The sequence below is a fragment of the Deferrisoma camini S3R1 genome (assembly GCF_000526155.1).
GTDB lineage: Bacteria > Desulfobacterota > Deferrisomatia > Deferrisomatales > Deferrisomataceae > Deferrisoma > Deferrisoma camini.
The window spans coordinates 2,691,180-2,714,427 of record NZ_JAFN01000001.1; the positions used below are offsets into that span (position 1 = coordinate 2,691,180).

General features: G+C 70.9%; 18 protein-coding genes and 1 riboswitch. Of the genes, 1 reads left to right on the forward strand and 17 read right to left on the reverse strand.

Annotated features, from left to right (window positions below; all coding sequences use genetic code 11):
* Positions 1 to 301 precede the first annotated feature (301 nt).
* Positions 302 to 2,080 carry a two-component system sensor histidine kinase NtrB gene (locus DEFCA_RS0111860; protein WP_025323235.1) on the reverse strand — a complete coding sequence of 593 codons (1,779 nt, stop codon included), beginning with the start codon at positions 2,078 to 2,080 and terminating at the stop codon, positions 302 to 304.
* 578 nt (positions 2,081 to 2,658) lie between these two features.
* On the opposite strand from DEFCA_RS0111860, the gene DEFCA_RS24240 reads away from it, so the two are divergent.
* Entirely contained in the window at positions 2,659 to 4,251 is a 1,593-nt protein-coding gene (locus tag DEFCA_RS24240) for a methyl-accepting chemotaxis protein (protein WP_025323236.1), read from the forward strand.
* Here the strand turns inward: DEFCA_RS24240 and DEFCA_RS0111870 are convergent.
* From DEFCA_RS0111870 to DEFCA_RS0111945, 16 genes are all read right to left on the reverse strand, one after another.
* The gene (locus DEFCA_RS0111870; RefSeq protein WP_025323237.1) at positions 4,248 to 5,243 is read right to left on the reverse strand and encodes an ABC transporter ATP-binding protein; all 996 of its coding nucleotides are present in this window, start codon (positions 5,241 to 5,243) and stop codon (positions 4,248 to 4,250) included. The two genes, DEFCA_RS24240 and DEFCA_RS0111870, sit on opposite strands and share 4 nt — an antisense overlap.
* A complete protein-coding gene (locus tag DEFCA_RS0111875; RefSeq protein ID WP_025323238.1) occupies positions 5,240 to 5,932 on the reverse strand; it encodes an ABC transporter permease in 693 nt (230 codons plus the stop codon). Before DEFCA_RS0111875 ends, DEFCA_RS0111870 begins: the two co-directional genes overlap by 4 nt.
* 113 nt (positions 5,933 to 6,045) lie before the next feature.
* A riboswitch (molybdenum cofactor riboswitch) is annotated at positions 6,046 to 6,148 on the reverse strand.
* 412 nt (positions 6,149 to 6,560) lie between these two features.
* A complete protein-coding gene (locus DEFCA_RS0111880) occupies positions 6,561 to 7,103 on the reverse strand; it encodes a hypothetical protein (RefSeq protein WP_169709565.1) in 543 nt (180 codons plus the stop codon).
* A 366-nt stretch (positions 7,104 to 7,469) separates the two neighbouring features.
* Positions 7,470 to 7,934, reverse strand: a complete 465-nt coding sequence (gene smpB / locus DEFCA_RS0111885; RefSeq protein ID WP_025323240.1) for an SsrA-binding protein SmpB — start codon at positions 7,932 to 7,934, stop codon at positions 7,470 to 7,472.
* Between the two features lies 1 nt (position 7,935).
* Complete coding sequence (locus DEFCA_RS0111890; RefSeq protein ID WP_025323241.1) at positions 7,936 to 8,349, reverse strand: SoxR reducing system RseC family protein; 414 nt, start codon at positions 8,347 to 8,349, stop codon at positions 7,936 to 7,938.
* A 119-nt stretch (positions 8,350 to 8,468) separates the two neighbouring features.
* Entirely contained in the window at positions 8,469 to 9,536 is a 1,068-nt protein-coding gene (locus DEFCA_RS0111895) for a M42 family metallopeptidase (RefSeq protein WP_025323242.1), read from the reverse strand.
* A gap of 107 nt (positions 9,537 to 9,643) precedes the next feature.
* A complete protein-coding gene (argJ, locus tag DEFCA_RS0111900; RefSeq protein ID WP_025323243.1) occupies positions 9,644 to 10,816 on the reverse strand; it encodes a bifunctional glutamate N-acetyltransferase/amino-acid acetyltransferase ArgJ in 1,173 nt (390 codons plus the stop codon).
* Positions 10,813 to 13,488, reverse strand: a complete 2,676-nt coding sequence (secA, locus tag DEFCA_RS0111905) for a preprotein translocase subunit SecA (RefSeq protein ID WP_025323244.1) — start codon at positions 13,486 to 13,488, stop codon at positions 10,813 to 10,815. The genes argJ and secA overlap by 4 nt, the downstream gene beginning before the upstream one ends.
* A gap of 195 nt (positions 13,489 to 13,683) precedes the next feature.
* Entirely contained in the window at positions 13,684 to 14,469 is a 786-nt protein-coding gene (locus DEFCA_RS0111910; RefSeq protein ID WP_025323245.1) for a hypothetical protein, read from the reverse strand.
* A 3-nt stretch (positions 14,470 to 14,472) separates the two neighbouring features.
* Positions 14,473 to 16,671, reverse strand: coding sequence for a tetratricopeptide repeat protein (locus DEFCA_RS0111915; protein WP_025323246.1), 2,199 nt, complete (start codon positions 16,669 to 16,671; stop codon positions 14,473 to 14,475).
* Between the two features lie 8 nt (positions 16,672 to 16,679).
* Positions 16,680 to 17,060 (reverse strand): glycine cleavage system protein GcvH, encoded by a 381-nt coding sequence (gcvH, locus tag DEFCA_RS0111920; protein WP_025323247.1) that lies wholly within the window; start codon positions 17,058 to 17,060, stop codon positions 16,680 to 16,682.
* Between the two features lie 310 nt (positions 17,061 to 17,370).
* On the reverse strand, positions 17,371 to 17,808 hold the full coding sequence (gene aroQ / locus DEFCA_RS0111925) for a type II 3-dehydroquinate dehydratase (RefSeq protein WP_025323248.1): 438 nt from the start codon (positions 17,806 to 17,808) through the stop codon (positions 17,371 to 17,373).
* A complete protein-coding gene (locus DEFCA_RS0111930; protein ID WP_025323249.1) occupies positions 17,805 to 18,152 on the reverse strand; it encodes a roadblock/LC7 domain-containing protein in 348 nt (115 codons plus the stop codon). Before DEFCA_RS0111930 ends, aroQ begins: the two co-directional genes overlap by 4 nt.
* Positions 18,145 to 18,678 (reverse strand): tetratricopeptide repeat protein, encoded by a 534-nt coding sequence (locus DEFCA_RS24245; RefSeq protein WP_025323250.1) that lies wholly within the window; start codon positions 18,676 to 18,678, stop codon positions 18,145 to 18,147. The genes DEFCA_RS0111930 and DEFCA_RS24245 overlap by 8 nt, the downstream gene beginning before the upstream one ends.
* Before the next feature lie 5 nt (positions 18,679 to 18,683).
* The gene (locus DEFCA_RS0111940; RefSeq protein WP_084319147.1) at positions 18,684 to 22,523 is read right to left on the reverse strand and encodes a beta strand repeat-containing protein; all 3,840 of its coding nucleotides are present in this window, start codon (positions 22,521 to 22,523) and stop codon (positions 18,684 to 18,686) included.
* 40 nt (positions 22,524 to 22,563) lie between these two features.
* Positions 22,564 to 23,226, reverse strand: coding sequence for a hypothetical protein (locus DEFCA_RS0111945; RefSeq protein ID WP_025323252.1), 663 nt, complete (start codon positions 23,224 to 23,226; stop codon positions 22,564 to 22,566).
* Positions 23,227 to 23,248: the final 22 nt, after the last annotated feature.

Below are 23,248 nucleotides of genomic sequence, written 5' to 3' on the forward strand. Positions count from 1 at the left end.
AGAACAAGGGGAAGGGTCACCGAGATTCCCGGAAGGCCCGGCGCGCAACAGGAGCAGCTCGCAAAGGAGCACTCCCCCTTGGACTGCGCCTTCTCGGAAAACAGACACGTCCGGGCACACCCGGGGCGCACCGTCGGGACCTGGGCCGACCAGGCGCAGGTGGGGATCGTGGCCGCCTGCAGGGCAAACACGACCAGGACGAAGACCAAGGCCACGTGGGCCTGACAGGAATCTCGAAGCAGACGCATCCCGGCACCGGATTGAGTGTGCTTCTTACTTTAGACAGAGCCCCTATGCCCGGTCAAGGGAACGGCCGACCCCGGGTCCGCAGCCATACCGTGACCCGGGTGCCCCGGCCTCGGATGCTCTCCACCTGAATCCGACCGCCGTGCTGCTCCACGATCTGGTGCACCACGGCCAGCCCAAGGCCCGTGCCCGTGGGCCGGGTGGTGTAGAAGGGGTCGAACATGTGCTCTCGCTCCTCCGGCGTGAGTCCCCGGCCGGTGTCGTCCACGGCCACGGCCGCCTCGTCCCCTTCCTCCCACGCCGCGACCGACACCTCTCCCCCCGGCGGGGTGGCAGCGAGCGCGTTCTGGACGAGGTTCAGAAGCACCTGGGTCAGCAGGTCTGGGTCGGCGCGCACCGTGAGCTCGGCGGGCACGTCCACTCGAAGCGCGATCCCGGCCTGGGCCGCCTCGGCCTCGGCCAGGGCTCGCACCCGCTCGACCACGGATGCCACGCCCACGTCCCGGGGCTCCGGCTCCCGGGGCCGCGCGAACTGCAGGAGCGCCGAGATCAGCCGGTCGAGCCGATCGATCTCCTCCACCATGACGCGGGCGTACCCGGCCGATTGCTCGTCGTCCCCGCTGCGGGCCCCGAAGTACTGGGCGAACCCCCTCAGGGTGCCCAGGGGGTTTCGGATCTCGTGGGCCAGCCCCGCGGCCATCCGGCCCAAGGCGGCAAGTCGACGGGAGCGTTCGAGCTGCTCCTCCGCGGCCCGCAGCTCGCGTACGTCCCGGATCAGGAGCACCGTACCCGCCCGCCGTCCATGACGATCGGTCAGGGGGGCCGCGCTCACCCGCACCGGCACCACGGCGCCGTCGGCGGCCCGGCACTCGGCCGGCCGCTCCGACACGCCCTCCTCTGAGCCGATCCAGGTCTCCAGGGCCTCGCAGGCCCCGGAGCCCACGAGCTCACGGAGCGCCCGGCCTCGAGCCTCCTTCTCGCTGGTTCCGAACAGCTCTTCGGCCCGCCGGTTCAGGCCGACCACCCGCCCCTGGCGGTCCAGGGTGACCAGGGCGTCGGGAAGGCTCTGGATCACGTCCCGGGTGTGGCTCTCCAGGTCCGCCAGGGCCGCGCGCACCCCTCGGACCCGGTGGGAGAGGAGCACCAGGTACAGACCGGCCGCACCGGCCACCAGGAGCACGCCGCCCAGGATCAGGCCCTGGCGCAGGTCCTGGGCGCGGGCCTCGGCAAACTCCCGGGTGTGAAGCCCCACGAAGATCGCCTGCCGGCAGGCCGGCGCGTCGGCGACGACCCGGCCCCGACCGGCCGGCCCCATGGAGCACCAGCGTTCCCAGCGCCGACGCATGGGCGCCGCCCCCTGGCCCGCCAGGGGCTCGAACGGCCGGGCCACCTCGAAGATCTCCTCGCCGGACCGGCTGGACACGAGACGACTCACCGGGCCCGTGGCCTCCAGCACTTCCCGCACCCTCTGCAGGGGGGCCGGGCCGCCGTCGGGGAGGTCCCCGGCCGAGGCGACCACTCGACCCTGCTCGTCCACCAGCCACACGTAGGCCACCAAGGGGCTGCGGGCCGTCTCCTCCACGAGCACCCGGACCGGGCTCTGGGACGCGTCCGTCGTGCGGAGCGACGTGCGCGCCCCGGCCTCCATGGCCCGGATCAGGGTCAGACCCTCCTGGGCCAGGAACCGCTCCATGAGGTGGCGCTCTCGGTCCAGGTTGCGCGCCGTGGCCACGGCCAGCAGCACCCCCAGAATGGCCGTGGCGGCCAGCAGGGACGCGGCCGGAAACCCCGGCTCGTCCGCTCCGGGCACCCGGGCTCGTCGGGCGAAGACCATGGGCGTCACTCCGAGACTCGAACGGTAAGGCGATCGGGCCCACTCTACCACCGCCGGCAACCGACCCGAAACCGGCCCCCCCGGGCTTTGGCGCGGTTCGAGAGCCGCCTGGCCGCCTAGCGGGCCGAAGGCCCGAAGTTACATGGAAGCCCCCTTCGGCCGCTGCGCGACCCTACAACGGGGAAGGGTAACTAGCGTTGGTCGAGGCCGTTGCTGGCGGCGGGCATGGGGCCTGCTTCCGGCCGCGCGCGAAGCCGGGTATTGAGATTCGCCGCGCAGGCATGGGGCACCGGCGGTGGCTTCATGAGCGTTCGGCGGGGCACGAACGAATTCACGGTGCGAGCGTTGGAGGCGCTGCGCGGCGAGCCAAGGAGCCGCGCGCGGCTCTCCAGCAGCCCCCATGCCCCCCGACCCGATGTCGAGACGAGCTTTCGACCGACGACCAACGACCAACGACCGAACTTACTGGGAAGAACCCGAAGCACACTCGTGTTCCCTTTTCTAAAGCCCTCGCCCACGGCCTCCGATAGGGACGATGCAACGGTTCCGTCTCGGGTTCCCACGGAGGAGATCCGCCGATGTCGCTGAAGACGAAGCTCTCGCTGGTGGTCGCCGTCCTCGTGACCGTGCCCGTGGTGGGGGGAGGAATCACTGCGTACCAGATCGCCCGCACCCAGGCCTTGGAACAGATGCGCACCGAGGTGGACAACCTCGCCCAGGCGGCGCTCCTCTTATGTGAAGGCTATTACAAGGCCACCGGCGCCAAGGAGCCCGGCCCGGAGCTGCGCAAGGCCCTTTTGGGACTTCGGGTTGGGGAGACCGGGTACCCTTTTGCCGTCCGGTCGGACGGCACCACCGTGCTCCACCCCAAGCTCGAGGGCAAGAACGTCAAGGACGCCAAGGACGCCCGGGGCAAGCCGTTCATCCGGGACATGCTCTCGATGCGGGACGGTTGGGTGGAGTACTGGTGGCAGAACCCCGGCGAGCCCCGCGCCCGGAAGAAGATCGCCCGGGTGCTCTACTTCGAGCCCTGGGACTGGGTGATCGGGGTGGGAAGCTATGAGGACGAGTTCCTGACCATCCCCTGGGCCATCCGGGACGTGACGGTGGGTGCCTCGGCCGTGGCGATCGGGATCGCGGTGCTGGTGGGGTTCTGGTTCGCCCGCGGCGTGGGCAACGCGGCCGGCCAGCTGGGGCAGGCGTTCGAACGCCTGGCCCACGGGGACCTGGGCGCGTCCGTGGAGATCCACCGCTCGGACGAGCTGGGGGTTCTGGCCCGGGCGTACGGCGAGATGCGGGGCGGGCTCGTCGACCTGATCCGGCGGGTGTCCGAGGCGGCCGGGAGGGTGGCCGGGGAGGCCCAGCAGATCTCGGCCTCCAGCCAGCAGGTGGCGGGCGGCGCCGACCAGCAGAGCCACAAGGCCTCCGAGGTGGCGGCCGCCGTGGAGGAGATCTCGGCAACGGTGCTGGAGGTCAGCCAGAACGCCCAGGAGGTGGCCCGAAACGCCCAGCACATGTCCGACGTGGCCCGGGAGGGAGAAGAGATCCTCTCCGAGAGCCTCGCCCGCATGGACGGCATCGCCCGCATGGTGGAGGGCCTGGCGGCCCGCATCGAGGAACTGGGCGGCAAGACCGAGAGCATCGGCCACGTGATCCGGGTGATCGACGACATCGCGGACCAGACCAACCTGCTGGCCCTGAACGCCGCGATCGAGGCGGCCCGGGCCGGCGAGCACGGCCGGGGGTTCGCCGTGGTGGCCGACGAGGTGCGGAAGTTGGCCGAGAAGACCACCAAGGCCACCAAGGAGGTGGAGGCCACGATCCGCTCGACCCAGGAGGAGAGCCGCCAGGCCGTGGAGGCCACGGCCGAGGGCCGGGCCCAGGCCGCCCAAGCGCACGAGGTGTTCGACCGGGCCGGCGAGGCGTTCCGAGCGATCCTGGACCGGGTGAACCAGGTGAGCCAGATGATCGGGCAGATCGCCGTGGCCGCCGAGCAGCAGTCCGCGGCCATCGAGCAGATCTCCAACAACGTGGAGGGGATCGCCACCGTGAGCCGGGACGTGGCCGGCCAGACCGGGGAGCTGGCCCACGCCGCCCAGGGTCTGGCCGCCGAGGCCCACGGCCTCGAGCGGGCCGTGGGGCGGTTCCGGCTCGGGGAGGAGGAGGGCTAACCTCCCAAAACCCGGACCGCCGTGGCCTTGAACGACGCCACGGCCTCGTCGCCCACGGTGAGCCCCAGGCGCTGCCACGACGACCGGGTCACCACGGCCACCAGGCGGGCCCCGCAGTCCAGGGTGACCCACACCTCGCCGTCGGCTACCCGGGCCTCCACCACAGTGCCCCGCAGCCGGTTCCGTGCCGAGGTCGGCGGAATCTCCCGGGAGAGCACGATCTCCCGGGGGTCCACCTCGATGACCCGGGCATCGGCCGGCAACGGCTCCACCACCACGCGCAAGGGCCCGGCCACGAACACGTCGCCCCCGTGCCGTTCCGGCTGGCCCCGGAACACGTTGTCGGGGCCGCCGGGTCGTAACACCCCTCCCTCGGCCCGCCACACCTCGGCGCCCAACCGCCGGGCCTGGGCCGGGTCGTGGGTGGCCAGGACCACCGTGGTGCCCCTCTGCCGGCGCCAGGCGTCCACCACCGCTTCGATGCGCTCGCGGCTCTCGGCGTCCAGGTGGTTTAGTGGCTCGTCCAGCAGGAGCACCCGGGGCTCCAGGGCCAGCACCCGCGCCAGGGCCAACCGCTGGGCCTCTCCCCCGCTCAGCCGGGTGGCCCTCCGGTCGGCCAGGGGCGCGAGCCCCACCTGCTCCAGGGCGGCCGAGAGCCTGGGGGCCACCTCCGGTCCGCGGACGCCCCGGGCCCGCAGGGCCCAGGCCACGTTGGCCGCCACCGAGCGGTCGAACAAGTAGGGCGCCTGGGGCAGGTACCCCACGCCGGCGGGCGGTCTTCCGCCGGGGGAGACCTCGGATCCGAAAAACCAAAGCCGGCCCCCCGAGGCGGGACGGAGAAACGCCAACACCTCCAGCAGCGAGGTCTTGCCCGACCCGTTGGCCCCCACCAGCGCCACCAGGCCGCCGGCCGGCACCTCGAACCGCTCCAGCCGCAGCACCTCTCGCCCCCCTCGGGCGATCCGCAGCCCCTCGGCCCGGTACGCGGTCATGCCGACCTCCGGCGCAGGGCGAACAACGCCGCGTTCACCCCCAGGGCCACGGACAGGAGCACGATGCCCAGGGCCAGGCCCAGCTCGAACTCCCCCTTGCTCGTTTCCAGCGCGATCGCCGTGGTCATGGTGCGGGTGTACCCCCGGATGTTTCCGCCCAGCATCATGGCCACCCCCACCTCACCCACCGCCCGTCCGAACCCGGCCACCAGGGCGGCCAGCACGCCCAGACGGGCCTCCCACAGGGCCATGCGGCCGGTGGCCCAGGGCCCCGCGCCCAAGGCCCGGCAGGTCTGGAGGAACCGGGGGTCCAGCCCCTCGACCGCGGAGACGACCAGGTTCGTCATCAGGGGCAGCACCAAGAGGAACTCGCCCAGCACGATGCCGGGCGGGGTGTAGAGGAGGCCCAACCACCCCAGGGGGCCCTGCCTGCCGATCAGGCCGTACACGAGGAGCCCCACCACCACGGTGGGCAGAGCCATGAGGGTGTTCAGGACCAGCAGGAGGGGTTGGCGTCCCGGGAACCGGCCCAAGGCCACCGCAACCCCGGCCGGCACCGCCGCGGCCGCGGCCAGCGCAGAGGCCGCCCCCGAGACCCATACGCTCGTGCCCACGGCCGCCCACACGTCGGGATCCAGGCCCGTGAGCAGGCCCCAGGCATGGGACAGGGCGAGAACCAGGTAGTCCATCCCCTCCTCGGGCGCCGGGCCGGGGAGCCCGGCCGTGCGAGAACCGTAAGCACGAAAAACCCTCCCCGCGAACGGACGGGGAGGGCGCACACGTTCATCGCACCGGTCGGCCCGTCTCCTTTCCGAACGCGGGAGGCCGGGGCGTTTCCACCCCGACCCGTCGGCGAACCGGCCGTGGGCCCCCGGGGGAACCGGTAGGCCGAGTCGCTCGGAGACACAGGGGCAGTCTAGGCCACGGTGGGACGACCCGTCAACGGGCGTACTGCGACGGGCCCGCCGAAGGAGGAACCCCCCTTCGGCCCTGGGGGGCCCTAACAACGACTTTCGGTGGTCCGGGGCCATTGCCGGCGGCGGGGCACGGGTTTCAGGAACCGGAATTCAGCGGACAGGAGACAGGAAATCCCGAAAAGCAGCTTGAGTTCTCGGGGGGATCCTCTCGGGGGATCGAAGAGCCTTCTTCCTGTCCACCGACTTCTGAATGCTGGCCCCTGAAACCCCATGCCCTCCGAGCTTTGGTGCGGCTCAAAGGCCGCCTAGCCGCCTAGCGGGCCGAAGGCCCCAGACCGTTGACCGTTGACCGTTGACCGTTGACCGTAGACCGACGACCGAAGTTACATGGAAGGCCCTCTCACCAAGAAACGTCGTCTAGGGGCGGAAGGGGAACGATCTCGTCCTCCGACTCCAGCCGGGCCAGCACGGTGTGCAGGTCGTACTTGCCCACCCGGATCCGGCCGTCCACTAGGGGCCGCACCGGCGGGGCGAACCCGCACCGCACGTGGAGGTCGAGCCGGGGCATCTCGCCGGGCTCGCTCAGGCAGAACATGCCGGGCCGCTTCAGCAGGTCCTGGTACACACCGTAGATCAGGAGATGGCTCAGGCCCCGGCCCCGGGCCGGGGGCACCACGAAGATCAGGGTGTCGTCCAGCACCGACGGGTCCCCGCTGTGGGCCACGGCATAGAACCCAAGCTCCCGGTCCGGCCGGGAGTCCTCCGCCACGGCCAGCCCGGCCACGAACCGCTCCGGGTCGAACCGGCGGGCAAAGGCCGGCTCCCCAGCGGCCGAGGCGATCCGCTCGGGATCATCCGGCCCGATCGGTGTGAGCACGTAGTCCTGCCTGCGAAACCGGACCCTGCGTTCCCCGCCGTCCACTGGCGCCTCCCATCCTTCCACAGCCGACACTCCGGCAAGTCCCCTGCCCCTCCGGCACGGGGCCAATCGTTTTGAATGCAACTTGGCAACAGGCCCTTCGGGGCCGGGCAGCGGGGAAGGGTAACGTTCCGTGATCCGGGGGCCTTGGCGGCGGGGGGCGTGGGGCCTGCTGTTCAGGAGCCGGGGTCCGGAGGACAGAGGGCAGAAGCGTAAGGCGCCTCCCCCGATGCGCGAAGCTCTACAGAAAGTGGGGTGGGAGGCTTTCCTCGCGGCCTACCGGAGCTGAATTCTGACAGCTGGTATGGCCGCGCGCGGCTCTCCAGCAGCCCCCATGCCCCCGAGCTTTGGTGCGGTTCGAGAGCCGCCCAGCGGGCCGAAGGCCCCAACTCAACGGCGGCGCATGGCCCGTTGGATCTCCCGCTGGGCGTCGGCGCGCTTGAGGTCCTCGCGCTTGTCGTAGTGTTTCTTGCCCCGGCCCAGCCCCAGCTCCACCTTGGCGTGGCCGCCCCGGAAGTACACCCGCAGGGGCACCAGGGTGTACCCCTTCTGTCGCACCTTCCCGTGGAGGCGACGGATCTCGTACTTGTGCAGGAGGAGCTTCTTGTCCCGGTCGGGGTCCTGCTCCTCCCGCCGGCCGTGGGGGTAGGGGGAGATGTGGAGCCCCGAGATCCACGCCTCGCCGTCCTGCACCCAGGCGTAGGCGTCGGTGAGGTTGGCCTTGCCCTCCCGCAGGCTCTTGACCTCGCACCCCCGCAGAACGAGCCCGGCCTCGAAGGTTTCCTCGATGTGGTAGTCGCGCCGGGCCTTCTTGTTGGTGCACACCACCTTGACGCCCTCGGACCTCTTGGCCACCTCACCCCCTCCGCACGATCCGGGGCATGGCGGTCTTGCGCCCGCCCCACCGGGACGCAACCAGGGCGCCCGCCATGGCCACGAGCCCGAGGATGGCCGCGCCTGCATCGGGCCCGATGCCGAACCGGGGCCCCAGGGCGTTCCCCGCCACCGCCCCCGCCACCAGCACCAGCACCGGCACCAGGTACACCCAGAACGAGGCCTTCACCACGGCCGCCTCGGGCACGGCCACCGTCACCCGGTCGCCCGGGGAAACGCCCAGGGGGTCCTGAACCCACACCCGGGCCTCCCGGCCACCCCCCAGGTGCGCGCACGCCCCCCGGGCGGCGCACCCCTCGCAGGCGCTGCCCCGCTGGGTCTCCACCAGGGCCCGGCCGGGCCGGACCTCCAACACCTTTCCGGTCTCTTCGATCATGGAAGCTCCTGCCAACAGGCTTCGGGCTTTCGGCCGCTGGCGGCTGGGCAGCTAGGCGGCTGGGCGGCTCACGGGCCCCGCCGCCGCCGAGGCTTCGGGAGGCGTGGGGTCTGCCAGCCTCACTGGGGAATCCAGTCCCGGTCCGGGCCGATCCGCAGGAGCACCGCCACCAGGAGCTGGATCGCGTGGTCCAGGTCGGAGAGGCTCAGGACCTCGGAGGGGGTGTGCATGTACCGCAGCGGCACCTCCACCAGGGCCGTGGCCACCCCGGCGCGGGTGAGCTGCATCACGTTGGCGTCGGTGCCCGTGGCCCGGGGTGCCGCCTCGAACTGGACCGGGATCCCCTCGGCCCGGGCCGTATCCACGAGCAGCTCGAACAGGCGGGGGTTGATGTTGGCGCCCCGGGACAGCACCGGCCCCTTGCCCACCTGCACGTCGCCCACCGCCTTCTTGTCCACCCCCGGGTGGTCCGTGGCGAAGGTCACCTCCACACAGATGCCCACGTCCGGGTCGATGCCGAAGGCGCTGGTGCGGGCGCCCCGGAGCCCCACCTCCTCCTGGACGGTGGACACCCCGTACACCGTGCAGCCCAGGTCGGGCTTGCGCTCGGCCAGCCGGCGCAGGGTCTCGGCCACGACGAAGCTGCCCATCTTGTCGTCGAGGCCCCGGCTGGCCACCCGGTCTCCCCCCAGCCGCTCCAGCTCGAATGCGAAGGTGACGGGGTCGCCCACGGCCACCCGGGCCTCGGCCTCGTCCCGGCCGGCCGCCCCGATGTCGATGCACAGGTCCTTGATCTTGGCCACCTTGCTGCGCTCGTCGTGCTCCAGCAGGTGGATGGGCTTGCGGCCGACCACCCCGGTCACGGCGCCCTCGCGGCCGTGCACCCGCACCCTCTGTCCCGGCAGGAGATGGGCGTCCACGCCCCCGATGGGCGCGAAGTACAGGAACCCCTGGTCGTCGATGTACCGGACCATCAGCCCGATCTCGTCCACGTGGCCGGCCAGCATCACCCGCGGCCGGTCCGGCCCCCGGAGCACGCCCCAGGAGCTGCCCATCACGTCGGTGTGCAGCTCGTCCACGTGGGGCTCCACGTGGGCCCGCCACACCCGCTGGGCGGGCTGCTCGAACCCTGAGGGGCTCGGCGCGTCGGTCAACCGCTTCAAGAAATCGAACACCGCGTCTTCCATGTGTGACTCCTTCGGAGATGCTAGGAGGCTGGAAGGCTAGAAGGTTGGGGGCCTCCCACGCCCCTAAGGGGTTCCATTGCTTTCCAGCTTTCCAGCTTTCTAGCCTACTAGCTCCGATAGTCCGCGTTGATCCGCACGTACTCGGCGCTCAGGTCGCAGGTGGTCACGGCGGCCTCGCCGGCCCCCTCGTCCAGGGTGATCCGGATCTCGAACTCCCGGCCCGTCATGGCCCGGTGGGCCTCGGCCTCGGCCTCGAGGCCCAAGCCCAGGCCGTCGCGAACGATCTCCACCCCGCCCACGGCGATGTGGAACGGGCCGCCCCCGTAGGCCCCCGAGCGGCCCAGGGCCGCGGCGATCCGGCCCCAGTTGGGGTCCTCGCCGTGGATCGCGGTCTTCACCAGGGGGCTCTCGGCCACGGTGCGGGCGATCCGGAGGGCCGAGGCCTCGTCGGCCGCGCCCACGACCCGCACCTCCACCACCTTGGTGGCGCCCTCGCCGTCGGCTACGATCATGCGGGCCAGGTCCCGGCACACCCCCTCCACCGCCTCGGCCAGGGCGTCGAGCCCCCCCGGGGCATCGGCCGGCGCCACCCCGGCCGCTCCGCCCGCCAGAAGCAGCACGGTGTCGTTGGTGGAGGTGTCCCCGTCCACCGTGATCCGGTTGAAGGTCCGGTCCACGGCCTGCACGAGCACCTGCCGGAGGAGGGGGGGCTCCACGGCCGCGTCCGTGGCCAGGAACGCCAGCATGGTCCCCATGTCGGGCCGGATCATGCCCGCGCCCTTGGCCACGCCCACCAGGCACACCTCCCGGCCTTCCACCCGGAACGACCGGGCCGAGATCTTGGGGAACCGGTCGGTGGTGAGGATGGAGCGGGCGAACGGATCCGGGTCCTCGGCCAGGGACGCGCGCAGGGCCGGGATGGCCTTCTCCATGCGGTCCACCGGCAGGCGGGCACCGATCACCCCCGTGGAGCACATGAGGACCTCCTCCGGGGCCACCCCGAGCTCCCGGGCCGCGGCCGCAGTCAGACGGCGGGCGTCGGCCAGCCCGGCCTCGCCGGTGCACGCGTTGGCGTTGCCCGCGTTCACCAGCACGGCCCGGGTGGTCCCCCGGACGACCCGCTCCCGGCACAGCACGACCGGGGCGGCCACCACCCGGTTACGGGTGAAGACCCCGGCCGCAGAGGCCGGGGTCTCGCACCACAGGAGCCCCATGTCCAGCCGGCCGGGCCCTTTGATCCCGGCCCTGACCGCGCCGAACCGAAATCCCCTGGGGATCATGCCGCCCCCGCCTGGGCCGACACGGCCCCGCAGCACTTCTTGTACTTCTTGCCGCTGCCGCACGGGCAGGGGTCGTTCCGACCCACCCGCGGCCCCTCGCGTCGCACCGGCCCTTTGGGCTGCGCCGGCCGGGAGCCGTGGCTCAGGACCATGCGGGCCGGCCGGGACGGCTGCTCCAGCTCCTGGGCCTCCTCCTCGCGCACCACCTGGATCAGGAACAGCTTTTGGAGCACGTCCTCCTCGATGCGATCCCGCATCGACATGAACAGCTCGTACCCCTCCTTCTTGTACACGACCAGGGGGTTCTCCTGGGCATAGCCCCGCAGGCCCACCCCCTCCTTCAGGTGGTCCATGCTCAGGAGGTGGTCCTTCCAGTGGGCGTCGATGGACTGGAGCAGGATGTACTTCTGGAGCCGGGCCGCCATGTCGGGCCCGAACTCCTCGAGCTTCTGCTCGTAGCGTTGGATCACCCGCTCCACCACGAAGCCGGAGAGCTGGTCCCCCATCTCCCGCAGCTCCTCGTCGGAGGGCTCGAGCTGGATGTGGAACTGCTTGAACAGGAGCTCCCGCAGCCCCTGCAGGTCCCACTTCTCGGGGGGCTCGTCGGCCGGGCACCGGTCGGCCACGAGCCCCTCGGCCACGGCCTCGGCCATCTCCTTGATCTCGTCGGTCAGGTCCTCGGCCCCCAGGACCTCCCGGCGCCACCGGTAGATGGCCTCCCGCTGCTTGTTCATGACGTCGTCGTACTCGAGGAGGTGCTTGCGGATGTCGAAGTTGTGGGCCTCGACCTTCTTCTGGGCGTTCTCGATGGCCTTGGTGATCCAGGGGTGCTGGATGTCCTCGCCCTCCTGGAGCCCCAGCTTGGTCAGCAGCCCCGAGATCCGCTCCGACCCGAAGATCCGCATCAGGTCGTCCTCGAGGCTCACGTAGAACCGGCTCGACCCCGGGTCCCCCTGCCGGCCGGCCCGGCCCCGCAGCTGGTTGTCGATCCGGCGGCTCTCGTGGCGCTCGGTGCCGATGATGTGCAGCCCCCCCAGGGCGATCACCTCCTCCTTTTCGCGGGCGCAGATCTCCTTGTACTTCTCCAGCGCGGCCTCGTACCCCTCGGGGTCCTCGCTGGGATCGGCCTCGGCCCGGGCCAGGAACACGGGGTTGCCGCCGAGCATGATGTCGGTGCCCCGGCCCGCCATGTTCGTGGAGATGGTCACCGCGCCCTTGCGGCCGGCCTGGGCCACGATCTCGGCCTCTTTCTCGTGGTACTTGGCGTTGAGCACGTGGTGGGGCACCCCCCGGCGCTTGAGCATGCGCGAGAGCTTTTCCGAGTCCTCGATGGAGATCGTGCCCACCAGCACCGGCTGGCCCCGGCGGTGGCACTCCTCGATCTCGGCCACCACGGCCTCGAACTTCTCCTTCTTGGTGCGGTAGACCACGTCGCCGTGGTCCTGGCGGATCATCGGCTTGTTGGTGGGGATCACCACCACGTCCAGGTCGTAGATCTCCCGGAACTCCACGGCCTCGGTGTCGGCGGTGCCGGTCATGCCGGCCAGCTTCTCGTACATACGGAAGTAGTTCTGGAACGTGACCGTGGCCAGGGTCTGGTTCTCGCTCTCGATCTTCACCCCCTCCTTGGCCTCGATGGCCTGGTGGAGGCCGTCGCTCCAGCGCCGGCCGGGCATGAGGCGGCCGGTGAACTCGTCCACGATGATGACCTTGCCGTCCTTGACCACGTAGTCCACGTCGCGCTTGAACATCACGTGGGCCCGGAGGGCCTGGTTCACGTGGTGAAGGGTCTCGATCTCCCGGGGATCGTAGAGGTTCTCGATTCCCAGGAGCTTCTCCACCTTGGTGACGCCCTGCTCGGTCAGGATCACCTGCTTGAGCTTCTCGTCCACCGTGTAGTCCCCGTCGCTCCCGTCCTCCTCGTGGGCCTTGCGCAGGTGGGGGATGATCTTGTCGATCACGTAGTACTTCTCGGTGGAGTCCTCGGACGGACCCGAGATGATCAGCGGGGTGCGGGCCTCGTCGATCAAGATCGAGTCCACCTCGTCCACGATGGCGTAGTGGAACTCGCGCTGCACGTAGTCCTCGAGCCGGAACTTCATGTTGTCGCGCAGGTAGTCGAACCCGAACTCGTTGTTGGTGCCGTAGGTGATGTCGGCCCCGTAGGCCTCCCTGCGTTCGGCGTCGTTGAGGCCGTGGACGATGATGCCCACGCTCATCCCCAGGAACCGGTACACCTCGCCCATCCACTCGGCGTCGCGGCGGGCCAGGTAGTCGTTCACCGTGACCACGTGGACCCCGCGGCCGGTCAGGGCGTTCAGGTACACGGGCAGGGTGGCCACCAGGGTCTTCCCCTCACCGGTCTTCATCTCGGCGATCTTGCCCTCGTGGAGCACGACGCCGCCGATCAGCTGCACGTCGAAATGGCGCATGCCCAGCACCCGCCGCGCCGCCTCGCGCACCGTGGCAAACGCCTCGGGCAGCAGGTCGTCCAGGGGCTCGCCAGCTTCGAGGCGCTCCTTGAACCGGGGGGTCATGGCCTTGAGCTCGTCGTCGCTGAGGGCCTGGAATCGGGGCTCAAGCTCGTTGATCCGCTCCACCGTGGGGCGGATGCGCTTGAGCTCCCGGTCGTTCTTGCTTCCGAAGATCTTGGTCAGTACGGTTTGGAACATGATCTGGCTCCGGCCGCCGCCGGGGGCGGCGGGGGTGGGGGTCGTTGGGATCCTCTCGGGGGACGGCCACGGCGGAGGGGAAGGGTCGGCCGGCGGCCCGGAGCCGGAGGCCCGAGGCCCCCGGGCTCCGCCGGACCGGTCATGCTAACACCCGGCTGGGGGTGAGTCAAAAGCGCTCCTGGCAGGAAAACCGCCTCAGGGCCCCGATTCTTCGGGCTGCAGGGCCGACAGCAGCTCCTCCACCTCGTCCACGGAACCTGGATCGAGAACGACCGGTTCGGCCGGGGGATTCGCCTCCTGCACCTCCCCCCCGAACGCGAGGGCCCGGAGGGCCTGTCGGCCCAGGCGCAGGGCATCGCCGAACCCCCCGGCGTGGGCGGCGATCCGGTCGATCCACGGGAGAGGAACGAGATCCGGGCCGCCCACCGCGGCCAGGCGGTGGAACAGAAACGCCCGCAGGTCCTCCTGGGACGGTCGGGGCACGGGCACGATCTCGGCAGGGGGGCCTGCGGACCCGTCGCCCACCCACAGGGGCAGCGCCAGGGGCTGGCCGGCCACCCGGAGCGCCGCGAGCGCCTCCAGCTCGGCCAAGGCCCCCGCGTCGGGCCGGCCCTCCACGGCCACCAGCACCGCGCCCCGTTCGACGAACCGCTCCAGCACGGCCTCGTACACGACCCGGGCCGCCTCGTCCGCCGTGGCAGGCGGCTCCGCGCCCATCGCCTCCACGGCCGAGGCCAGGAAGTCAGGGCTCGGCGCCACCCACAGCACGGGGATCCCCCGTCCCAGGGCCTCGTCCGCGATCCGGGCGAGCAAGGTGTCCCGCCCGGAACCCTCGGGCCCCACGAGCACCACCCCGCGGCCGCACCCCAGGGCCTCGGCCGCCCGCGACCGCGCGGCCTCCCGCTCCGGGGTCTCCCAGAACAGCCCCCCGTCCGCGGCCGCAGCGAACGGATCGCGCCGGAGTCCGAGCCCTTGCCACACGGCCTATCCCCCCTCCCGGGCCCGGAGGCTCCGAAGCCTGCGAAGGCGGCTCGCCACGTCCCGGAACCCGGGCGCCTCGGCCTCGGCCTTCTCGAAGTGGCGCAGGGCCCCTTCCAGGTCGCCCTCCTCCTCGGAGAGGTCGGCCAGCTCGTAGAGGATGGCCGCCCGGTCCTCGGGCGAGTTCGACGGCACGGCCAGGGCCATCTTCAGGGCCGAGCGGGCGTCCGCCCGGTTCCCCTGCTCCCGGTACAGGGCCGCCATGGCGGCGTAGGCCTCCCGGGCCTTCTCCGGGGAGCGGGCCGCGATGCGGAACTCCTCCAGGGCCTCGTTCACCAACCCCATCTCCCGGTACGCCGTGCCCAGGTCGTAGTGGGTCTCGTAGTCCCCCTCCTCGAGCTTCTCGGCGATGCCCGCCTTGAACTCGCTCACGATGTCGTCGAGCTCCGAGACCTCGAAGTCCTCGAACCCCTCGAACCGCAGCCCCCCCTCCCCCAGCACCTCGGCCTGCAGGTCCACGAACTCGTCCCCCCCCGGCGGGGTCCACCCCAGGGACTCCAACCGGGCCAGCAGGTGGGGCGAGTCGGGGAACCGTTCCCGAAGCCGGACCAGAACCTCCACCGCCTCGTCCCGCCGGCCCTGGGCCTCCAGAAACTCCGCCTCGGCCAGCCCTTCCCGCAGATCGTCCGACGCGGCCTCCGTGGCCTCCCGGGCGCCCCGGCGCACCACCCGCTCGCCCTCCTCCCCCTGAACGAACTCGATGGCGGAGGCGTCGATCTCGATCTCCACGTCCTGGGGCCCCGAGGGCAAGGCACCGGGCTTCAGGTACTGAATCGCGTTTCGGGCCTCCGGGTTGTCCGGATCCACCTCGAGCACGGCCTGGTAGGCCCGCAGGGCCTCGTTCTGACGGCGCTCCTGGAGCAGCAGCTCCGCGATGTGGAGCTGCTCGCGCACCCACCCCTCCCGATCGCCACGCCGCTCGTACACGTCGCGGAGCTTCTGGCGCAGGTCGATCCGGCCGGGAGCCCGCTCCACCAGGGACCGGAGCTTGGCCTCGGCCTGCTCGTCCATGCCGTACTTCAGATAGAGCTCCGCCTCCAGCACCTCGTCCGCGAGGGGGTCCGGGCCCTCGGCTCCGACCAGCCCCTCCACCGGCTCCGGCGCCCCCTCCCACACCGGCTCCGGCGCCTCGGTCGGCGCCGCCTCGAGGACCTCGCCCAGGGCCAGGCGGGCCTCGGCGTCTTCGGGGGCGATCTCCAGGACCTTCCGGTAGTAGAACGCCTCCTTGTCCTCGAGGCCCCGCCGGCCGTACACCTTGGCCATGGCCCGGTACGCCTGGGCCAGCTCGGCCCGGTCCCCCCTCGCCCGGGCGATGGCCGCCAACTGCTCGAGCAGGAACAGATCCTCGGGGTCCTCCTCGTACAGCCCCAGGGCCACCTTCCGGGCCTCCACCAGCTGACCGAGCACCAGGTAGGCTCGAAGCGCCAGGAGCCGCAGGTCCCGGTCGCCCGGCTCGGCCCTCAGCCCCTCCCGGATCACCTCCAGGGCCCGCTCCTCCTCACCCAGGTCCACCAGGAGCTCGGCGAGCCTCCGGGCCACCACCGGCGATTTTCCCGAACGCTCGTAGAACCCCTCCAGGATCTGGAGGAGCTTGCGGTTTCGGCCCTCGCCCCGGAGCTGGAGCGCCAGCTTTCCGACCTCCTCCTCGAAGGCCTCGGTCCGGCCCTCGTCCAGGTACATCTCCGCCAGGTGCACCTTGATGGCCGTGTTGTCCGGGGCCATCTGCTCCATGCGCGACAGCAGCTCCTGGGCCTCGGCGCTGAGGTTCTGGGCCCGCAGGATCTCCACCGCCTTCTTGAACGAGGCCAGCGCGTCCCCCACCAGGCCCTGCTTGGTGTAGAGCTCCCCCATGGCCCGCCACAGGGCCGGGTTCTGGGGATCGTGACGCACCGCCTGCTTGTAGACCGCGATCGCCTTCAGGTAGAACCCCTGGTCGGCGTACGCCTCGGCCACCCGCTCGCTCTCCTCCACCACCTCCTGGCGCTTGCCCATCCGGCCGTACAGCTCCACCAGCCGGAGGCGGGCCCGCATGTCGCGGGGATCGAGGGCGAGCAGCTTGCGATACTCGGCCGCCGCCTTCTCGTACTGCCCCTTCTGGATGTACCGGAGGGCGTTTCGGGCGACCTTGTCGCGGTCGATGGCCATGGGAGCGGCTACCCCTCCACCCGGGCCCGGTAGGCGTCGGCCCCGAGCAGCACCGACCGATCGAAGTCCGGGGAGAGCCTCACCCGGATCATCCAGCCCACCCCGTAAGGGTCCTCGTTGATGCGCTCGGGCGCGTCCTCCAGCTCGGCGTTGACCTCCATCACCTCCCCCTCGACCGGGCTGTACAGCTCGGAAACGGACTTGGTGGACTCCACGGTCCCGAACACCTCACCCACCGAGAGGGTGCGGCCCGTCTCCGGCAACTCCACGTACACCACGTCGCCCAACTCCTTCTGGGCGAAGTCCGTGATGCCCACCGTGGCCACGTCGCCGTCGATCCGGGCCCAGGTGTGCTCCGGGTGATACAGCAGTTCGGCCGGCAAGTGCATGGTCGCTCCTTTCATGTAACTTCGGTCGTCGGTCCACGGTCAACGGTCGTCGGTCTGGGGCCTTCGGCCCGCTGGGCAACCGAGCGGCCGGGCGGCTCTCGAGCCGCGCCAAAGCTCGGGGCATGGGGCCTGGAGGAACGGCCTCCCGCCTCACGGGCCGAGGCCCCTAAGATTTCTCTAGTTTCCGGTCTCTAGTTTCTGCCCCCAGCCCCGTGCAGGGCCCGAACGGGCTTCGAGGGTACCGGGGGGGGCGACGACCTTGGGGGGAGACCGTGAACGAATGTACGCGGCGGGCCGGATGGGGGCAAGATCAGCCGGTCCGGAGGTGGGCCACGAGTCCCCGAAGCCCCAACAGATAGCTCTCGGCGCCGAACCCCATGACGACCCCGGCGGCCCGATCGGCCAGGAGGGACCGGTGCCGGAAGGGCTCGCGCGCGTACACGTTGGAGAGGTGCACCTCGACGAAGGGGACGGCCACGGCCAACAGGGCGTCGCGCAGCGCCACGCTGGTGTGGGTGTAGGCGGCCGGATTGATCAGGATCCCGTCTGCCCACCCGCGGGCCTGCTGGATCCGATCCACCAGGGCGCCCTCGTGGTTCGACTGGAAGCACTCCAAAGCCACCCCCAGCTCACCGGCCAGGCTCCGGAGCCGGGTCTCGATCGCGTCGAGGGTGTCGGCGCCGTAGGTGCCGGGCTCCCGGGTCCCCAGCAGGTTCAGGTTGGGCCCGTGGATCACGAGGACGTTCACACGAACTCCTCCCGAAGGGCCCGGGCCCACTCCCCCGCGTGGAAGCGAACCTTGCCCGGGGGCACGCCCTGGGCCGTGAGGAGGGCCACCACATAACCCTCCCCCAGAGCCGTGAGGGTCCACACCTCGCCGTCGGCTTCGAGCACCATGCTCCTCAGCCCCGGCCCCACGCTCTCGGCCCGGGCCGCCGCGGACCACAGCTCGGCCAGCTCCGCGGCAACGGTCTCGAAGTCGGCCTCTCCCCACGCGGCCACCTCGATCCCGGAGCTCTCCATCACCACGGCGGCCCGCACCCCGCCGAGCCGCCCGCACAGGTCCTGCAAGGCCCTGTCCAGATCAGACACCCAACACCCTCCGCCAGGCCCGCACGCGTTCCAGCCATTCGGCCAACCGGCCCGCCGCCCCGCTCGGTGGGGGCTCCTCCGCCGTGCCCAGCAGCTGCCGGAGGCGTTCCCGGGCCTCCACGTCGTCCGGATCCCGGGCCAACACCTCCCGGTAGATCGCCACCGCCCCCTCCACGTCCCCCTGGCGCGCGTGGATCTCGGCCAGGGTCTTCGAGGCCATGGGGGGGGTCTCGTCTTCAGGGGCTGCCTGGGCCTCGGTCGCGTCGGGCCCCAACTCCCGGGCCACCGCCTCCCTCAGGCGCCCCAGGCCCGCTGGGAGCTCCCCGAGCCCCCCCAGCACGGCCTGCGCCTCGCCGACCCGCCCCAGCATCCCCAGGAACCGGGCCTCCTGGATCCGGAACACCGCCCCCTCCCGCCCCCGAAGCTCCTCCAGCGCCTCCTCGGGGGGAAGGGCCTCGATCCACAGGGGGGCCAGGGGTTCACGGCCCTCCTCGCGAAACCGGCTCAGGCGCCCGGGAAGTTCCATCACGGCTACGGAACCGTTACGTCGTGGGTGGCCTGGGTCCCGTCCTCGGCCGTCACGGTGATCGTGAACGAGTCCCCCGAAGCGGCCCCAGCCGGCACCGTCCAAGTGAACGAGGCGGTCCCGTCTCCCGAGGTGGTCAGCGACGACGGGTCCACCGTGCCGTCGGTCGCCGAAACCGTGAGATCCAGAGCTTCGATCGGGTAGTGGGCTGGCGAGGCGCTGTCCGTCACCTGAACCGTGAAACTCAACGTGTCCCCGGCGTTGCCTTCGTCCGGGCCGATGACGTTGACCAGCGTGGGGGCCACCCAAGCCAATGAGTACCCTGCCGCATCCCCCACCGTCCGGCCGGCCGTCTCGGCGTAGACCCACACCGGATCGTTCACGAGGCTCCCCGGGTAGGTCATGGTCGCCGTGGCTTTCCCATCGGTGGTCGAGGTGAGCGAAGCGAGCGTCCCCCCCCCAACCTGGTTGCCCACCACGTAGGAGATCCCCGTTTCGGTCGCCGCCAGCGTCGAGAACAGGTCCAGCACGGTGGAGGAGGCGACACTCTCGACCACGTAGCCACCTTTGGCCGCGCCGGAGAGCAGGATCAGGGTGTCCCCCGCGTCCACGCCCGCTGCCGAAAAGTCGGCCGAGGAGTCTTCAAAGCCGTCCGTCCCCCCCTGGGTCTTGCCGGTGCTCCCGCTGGCCTTGTCGTTGTAGACCTGCCCGAAGTACACGGCCGTGCCGTCGGCCACGGCATTGCCGTACTGATCGGAGACGAGGGCGAAGTACTCATGGGACAGCGTCCCGTCCCCGTTGTCCTGAATGTTGTTGGAGCGGCCCAGGGTGACGCTGAACGGGGGGCCGCCCAACACCGTGATTCTTGGAGAGGTCGCGGTGAGCGTTCCCACCGTGACCTTGATGCGCACCGTGCCCGGCACCGTGCCGCTTCGGAAGTCCGCCGAGACCCGCCCGTTCGTGGTGCTCAGGGTCGCCGAGCTCCCCAGGGCGGCTCCCGCGATCTCCTCGCCGCCGTTGGGCCCCTCCACGATCTCGACCGTCACGTTGTTCGGCGTATCGGTGATCGGGTTCCCCCCCTCGTCCACCACGGTGATGTTGAGCGTGGCCACCTCGTCCTCGCCCACCCCGGCCACGCTCACCGTTTCCTGGCTGAGGCTGAGCAGGATGTTGGCTGGATCCCCGCTGGAGGTGAATCCCACCTCCACGTCTTCGGTCGCCAGCAGCCCGTCCGCCGAGGCCGACACGGTCGCGGTGCCGTTTCTGTCGGCGGTCAGGTTCACCGTCCCCTCCCCGTTCACCAACGCCACCGACGACACCGGCGACGTGGGGTCATCGGTCCACAACACGCCCAGTGTCGTGTTCACGTTCACCGTCAGGTCCACCGGGTTCCCCTGGGCGTCCTTCGCCGTGATCGTCAACACGGACGGCGTCGCACCGTCGGGGGGGATCCGGCTCAGACTCGGAGTGATCTCGAGCGAGGCCACCGGTCCCGGTTTGAGCGTGAGCGACGCGCTCTGGGACACCCCGCCCGCGCCCGCCGTGATCACCACGGGGCCTGCTGCCGCCCCCGCCACGTACGACACGGCCACCCCGCCGTTCACCGTGGTGTACGGTCCCGCCGGCGAGAACGAGCCCGACGTCGCGGTCAGCGTCACTGCGGTGCCGTCGGCCACCGGCTGCCCCAGCGTGTTCAGCACCTGGACATCCACCGTGGTCGAAGAAGCTTCGTCGGCCGTGAGAGAAGTGCTCCCCAGTTCGAGGGACACCGACTTCACGACCTCATCCGATAGAGCCAGATCCACCCCGGCGGTGGCCGTACCCACCTGCACCGACACCCGGGCCGTGCCATCCCCAGCTCCCACGGGGGCCGTGTAGGTCACCGAGAACTCACCGTCACTCGTCTCGGCGGAGTAGGAGGACAACATGCCCTCCGGGTTGCCCGACGCGTCCGCCGAAACGTCCAACACGGCCGGGGTCCCATCGGCCACGCGATGGTTGTCGGCATCCAACACCACGACCCGCAACGTGCTCGTCTGGATCCCGTCCGCGACCAGGCTCGTGGGGCTCGCCAGGATCAGGATCTCGTCCGCCGGTCCCGGCACGAGCGCCACGGCCGCAGTGTCGGTCGCCCCCCCTGCGGTGGCCCGGACGGTGGCGGTGCCCAATAGGGTCCCCGCCTTCAGGTACACTACCGCCCGCCCGAGGCCATCGGTTTCTGCGCTCGATACCGCCGTGCCGCCGGCATCGATCAACGTGCCCAGATCCGTAGAAAACGACACCGTGGTGCCCGCCGCCACCGGGTTGCCCTGACCGTCCGTCACCTGGGCGGTCAGAGTCACCAGGGAAGAGCCGTCGGCCACCAGGGTGGAAGCCGAGGCGGTCAAAGCCACGGCTCCCACCGGCACGTCGATCAGGGTCACGTCGGCGGAAGCGGTCACCTCGTTGGGGGTCTTGGCCGTGATGCGCGCCGTGCCCGCCGTGGTCCCCGCCGTGTAAGAGAAGGTCCCCACCCCATCGGTCACCGTGACCTGGGCCGGAGACACCAGGCCCAGGTCCGGATCCGCGTTGCCGGACGTGTCCGTCACCGTGAGATTCACCGTGGTGTCCACCGGGTTCCCGTACGCGTCTCGAACCTCCACGGTTCCCTGGGCCTGACTCGTACCGTCCGCCGTCAGGTTCGCCGGGAGCACCCGAACCGAGATCCCGCTCGCATCCGGTGCCGCCGCCACCACCGTCACGGACGTCCGGTCGAACCCGCCGATCTCCGCGCTCGCAGCCGAGACCCAGACCGTCCCCGCCACGGTGGGCACCCGGAGGTACGCCCTCGCCTTGCCCGACAGGTCCGTGGCGGTGGTCAGCGAGGTACTCCCCCCGGTGCTCTCACACCCGTCCAGGAAAAGGGCTCCGCCATCCGTGGTGAAGGTCACCGCCTCGCCCCGGATCGCCGAACCGCTCACGTCGTTCGCCGCCAACGTGAACAGGGCGCACTCGCCGGCGCCGAACTCGGTGCCCGAGGCCGTCAACACATACGAACCCAGCTCCGCTGGGGGTGCCGTGGTGAACTCAATTTGCAGGTCCGCTGCCTCCACGTCATCCGCAGCATCCGCGGTGTCGTTGTCGGCCTTCGCGCTCACGGTGGCGGTGCCCGCCGAGGTCGGGGCCACCAGGGTTACCATGGCCACCCCGTTGACCAACGGCGCCGTGGTCGTCTGGTCCCCGTTGGTGCCCTCGAACGTGCCGAGGTCCACGGAGAAGACGACAGACCCTGTGGCGCTCGGGTTCCCGTACGAGTCCTTAGCAGTGGCGGTGAGCTGCACCGTGCTCGCACCGTCCGCCGTGGCCGTGGAGACGTCGGCAGACAACGTCAGGGATGCCACCGGTCCCGGCTCGACGGTCACGGTCACGCTCCGGGTGAGCCCCTCGGCCGTGGCCCGAACCCGGGCCGACCCCGCCTCGGTCGCCGTGAGAACCACCGACGCCGTTCCGTCCGAGCCGGTCATCTTCGTGGCCGAGGCGGTCCCCCCGTCCAGCGCCCCCAGGTCCGTGGAGAAGGACACCTCCACCCCCTCGAGGGGGTCGCCGGCCGCGTCCTTCACCGTGGCCGTGATCGTGGCACCGGTCGCGTCCCCTGCGGTGAATCGATCCACGGACGCCGACGCGGCCACGCTGGGTTGCCCCGAGGTGGTTCCCGTTGGGCTCGTGCCCCCTCCCGTCGTCGCGGCCGGCGCGGAGGGGGCCGGCGGCGGCCCCCCGCTGTCCTGGGAGCCGCATCCGGCCAACAGCAGGAGGGACGCCACGAGGGCGAAGAAGAAAGTTGGACCGAAAGAGCGCTGCACGCGCATGGACGTTCCTCCGCGGAGATCCCAGGATCTCCCCTGGTGCCTACTGGGCGGTGAGCTCTTCCACGATGGGGTTGATGAACCGCACGGTGATCGATCCGCGTGCGTGCACGTCGTCGTCGTTCAGCACGTCCTTGGCGTACACATCCACGTAGACGGTCCATTGGCGAACCGCCTCTCGTTCGGTGGGGTCCGTCTCGAACAGGATCGCATCCCGGAGGCCGTTCAGCTTCATCTCCACCGGCACCAAGGTCACGTTCACGTCGGCGGTGGCGTCGGCGGGCACCTCTACGCTGGGAAACTCGGACCGCGTGGGCGCGTAACTGTGAGATCGTCCGTATTTGTCCACATAGGTCAGATCCACCCGGTAGACCAGCAAGGGCCGGCCCTCCTCCACCCCGGGGCGGGTTTCGTTCCGAAGGGTGATCGTGCCCGTGTCGTTGGAGAGCCGTGCCTCCACGTTGGCGATGGGCTCGTTGGGGATCCCGTCCCCTTCCCCTTCGTCGTCCGTTCCCAGCTCCCCGTCCTTGCCGGAGTCGTCGGTCTTTTCCACGGCCGCGAACACCGGCGCGGTGCTCCCGGAGGAGTCCACCACCCTCTCCACGGTCAACAGGTTTGCGGCCTGGAAGTCGTCGGCGCTTCCGCACCCTCCGAGGCCGAGGGCGACCACGGCCAGCACGACCAGGGCTGTGTGTAGGGTTCGCATCGTGGACTTCTCCCGAGTTCCG